Annotated in this window: 3 protein-coding genes; 1 reads left to right on the top strand and 2 read right to left on the bottom strand. The window is 70.3% G+C overall.

Annotation, left to right across the window (positions count from 1 at the left end; genetic code table 11):
• Positions 1-1440 (top strand): ATP-binding protein (locus tag Q1W68_RS02935; protein WP_300654135.1); only part of this gene is annotated, 1440 nt, incomplete at its 5' end.
• Positions 1441-1452: 12 nt separating this feature from the next.
• Here Q1W68_RS02935 and Q1W68_RS02930 read toward each other — a convergent pair.
• Entirely contained in the window at positions 1453-2430 is a 978-nt protein-coding gene (locus tag Q1W68_RS02930; RefSeq protein ID WP_300715556.1) for an NADPH:quinone reductase, read from the bottom strand.
• A 59-nt stretch (positions 2431-2489) separates the two neighbouring features.
• A partial coding sequence (locus Q1W68_RS02925; protein ID WP_300715554.1) for an ATP-binding protein occupies positions 2490-3319 on the bottom strand: 830 nt, incomplete at its 5' end.

The raw sequence follows: 3319 nt of genomic DNA, 5'->3' as shown, positions 1-3319 counted from the left end.
GCGGACAGCGGTCTGTTGCGCTGCACGGGCGGCGAATTGCTGTACGAGCCGGCACTGGCCGACTCGGCGTTTGAGTGGCCCCGACAGCTGGCGCGGGCGGGCATCGGGTCCGCCGTGTTTGCGCCCCTGCAGGCGCAGGGCGAGGTCCTGGGCGTGCTGGTGGCCGGGCGTGCACAGGGCCACGGCTTCGACAGCGGGGAGTGCGAGTTCATGCGACAGCTCGCCGAACACGTGGCGCTGGCCGCCAGCCAGGCCCGGCTGCACCGCTCCCTGCAGCAGGCCTACGACGAACTCAACGCAGCGCAGCAGGTGGTGCTGCAGCAGGAGCGCCTGCGGGTGCTGGGGCAGATGGCCAGCGGCATCGCGCACGACATCAACAACGCCCTCTCGCCGGTGGCGCTCTACACCGAATCGCTGCTGGCCAACGAGCGCGGACTCAGCGAGCGCGGGCGCGCGCAGCTGCAGACGGTGCAGATTGCCATCGACGATGTGGCCGAAACCGTGGCGCGCATGCGCGAGTTCTACCGGCCCAGCGACACCGGTGTGCAGCGCCGGACGGTGGATCTCAACCCGCTGGTGCGCCAGGCCCTGGACCTCACGCGTGCGCGCTGGCGCGACATGCCGCAGCAGGCCGGCATTTCCATCGACGTGGTGCTCGACCTGGCCGATGGGCTCACGCCGGTCTTCGTCATGGAGGGTGAGATCCGCGATGCGCTGACCAACCTCGTGCTCAACGCGGTGGACGCCATGCCCGAGGGTGGCACGCTCAGCCTGCTGACCCGCGAGGAAGCGCAGGTGGACGGCGCCTCGCGCGTGGTGCTCGAGGTGCGCGACAGCGGCATCGGCATGGACGCCGAGACCCAGCGCCGCTGCCTTGAGCCCTTCTTCACCACCAAGGGCCAGCGCGGCTCCGGCCTGGGCCTGGCCATGGTCTATGGCTGCATGCAGCGCCACGGTGCCGAGATCGACGTGGTGAGCGCGCCCGGTGAAGGCACCACCGTGCGCCTGGTGTTTCCGGCGCACCGCAACCCCGTGCCCGCGGGCGCGCCGCTCGACCCACCCGCCCCCTGCCGGCCCTTGAAGATCCTGCTGGTCGATGACGACCCCCTGTTGCTGCGCTCGCTGTCGGAGACACTGACCGCCGACGGGCACAGCGTGACGTGCGCGGCCGGGGGCGGCGAGGGCATCGCGTCGTTCAGGGCGGCGCTGCCGGCACAGGTGTTTGATGTGGTGATCACCGACCTGGGCATGCCCGAGGTCGATGGCCGGGCCGTGGCGGCCGCTGTCAAGGCCGCGTCGCCACAGACACCGGTGGTGATGCTCACGGGCTGGGGCCGGCGCATGCAGGAAGAGGGCGAGTGCCCGCCCCATGTGGATCACCTGCTGAGCAAACCACCCCGGCTGGAGGCCCTGCGCGCGGTGTTCAGAACGGTGGCGTGATCCGGGCGGCGTTCAAAGCCGGATCACCACGTTGCCGACCACCCGCCCGGCTTCCACCGCTTCGTGTGCGGCGGCGATGTCGTCCAGCGCAAAGGTCTGGCCCACGGCCAGCCGCAACTGGCCGGCATCCAGCAGCCCGGTGAGGGTCTGGACGGCGCGGGCGCGGTCCGTGGGGGTGAGTTCGTAGACCAGAAAGAAGGTGAGCTGGATCGATTCGAACAGCAGCGTGCGGAAATCCACCGCCACCTCGCCGGCCTGGTTGGAGCCGTAGCACACCACCTGTCCGTGGGGCTTCAGGACCTTGTGCGGCAACAGCGCGGCGGTGCTGGCGAAGTCCATGTCGATCACCACGTCCACCCCCCGTCCCTGCGTGATCCCGGCCACGCGCGCGGCCACCGATTCGCGCTGGTAGTCGATCACGTGCAGCGCGCCGGCATCGCGCGCGTGTTGCTGGCGCGCCGGCGCACCGGCCGTGCCGATCACGGTGGCGCCCTGCAACACCGCGAGCTGGGTGGCGCAGTGGCCCACGGCGTTGCCGGCGCCGGTGACCAGCACCGTCTTGCCCTGCAACGGGCCGGCCAGGTGGATGGCTTGCACGGCGGTGAGCGCTGGAATCCCCAGACAGGCCGCGGCATCGAAGTCCACCTGGTCGGGCAGTGCCACCGCCTGCTGTGCGGGCAACACCACGTGTTCGCACGCCGTGCCCAGGGGCCGCTGCCACTGCGCGTTCCACACCCACACCCGTTCGCCCAAGCGGCTGGCCGGCACACCGTCACCGACCGCATCGACCACCCCGCCGCCGTCGCTGTGCGGCACGATGCGCTCGGCGATCAGGGGCCGCTTCAGGCGGGACTTCACGTCCGACGGGTTGACGCCGGAGGTGTGCAGTTTCACCCGCACCTCGCCCGGGCCGGGTTGCGGCATGGGCAGGTCGCCCACCTCCAGAACGTCTCGGGCCAGACCATTGCTGCGGTACCAGGCGGCTTTCATGCGGTGGGTGTCCTGTGTGGGGATGGGGCCGCCATTGTCGTCTTCGCCGACGGCCCGGGTCAGCCCAGGGGCAAGCGCACCTCGAAGGTCGAACCCTCACCCGGTTGCGAACGCACGCCGATGGTGCCGCCGTGCGCCTCGGCGATCTGGCGGCTGATGGCCAGACCCAGCCCGGTGCCCTCGAACTCGCGCCGCAGGTTCAGGCGTGCGAAGGGTTGGAACAGCCGGGCCTGGCCTTCGGCCGAGATGCCGATGCCGTTGTCCCTCACGCTGATGGTGGCCATGCCCCCGTCTGTTTGTGCGGTGATCTCGATGCGCGGCACGCTGCCCGGGGGCACGAATTTCAGCGCGTTGGTCACCAGGTTCTGGAACAGCTGAGACAGCAGGCTGGCGTGCCCCACCACCTGGGGCAGCTCGCCGATCTCCAGCTGGGCACCGGTGGCGTTGAGTTGCGCGGCGAGCGCATCGCACAGCTCGGCCATGAGCGGCGCCAGCGCCACCGGGGTGGGCGGCTCGGTCTCGCCGTTCTGCAGGCGGGCGTAGCGCACCACGTCGTCGAGCAGGGTTCGCATGTGCTCGCCCGCGTTGTGCACCAGCTTGAGGTAGTGGCGCGCGTCGTCGGGCAGCACGGTGCCGTGGTCGTCTTGCACCAGCCCGATGAACTGGACCACCGTGTTCAGCGGTTCGCGCAAGTCGTGCGAGGCGATGCGCACAAACTGCAGCAGGCCTTCGTTGGCGATCTGCAGTTCTTCGGCGTTTTTCTGCAGCTGGGCGTGGCTCTCGCGCAGGTCCTTCAGCGCTTCGGCCAGGTTCAGGCGATCGGTGGCCGCCACCTGCTTGAGCGCGTCGTTGGCCTGTTTGAGCCGCAGCTGCGTGCGCACCCGGGCCT

The organism is Hydrogenophaga sp. (genome assembly GCF_030158645.1).
Classification (GTDB): Bacteria; Pseudomonadota; Gammaproteobacteria; order Burkholderiales; family Burkholderiaceae_C; genus Hydrogenophaga.
Note: the sequence above shows the minus strand (reverse complement) of the source record. Positions and strands in the feature narration are given on the sequence as shown.

Excerpts from the sequence above, each read along its gene's own strand:
- Q1W68_RS02930 (WP_300715556.1), bottom strand. The coding sequence starts at position 2,430 with ATGAAAGCCGCCTGGTACCGCAGCAATGGTCTGGCCCGAGACGTTCTG.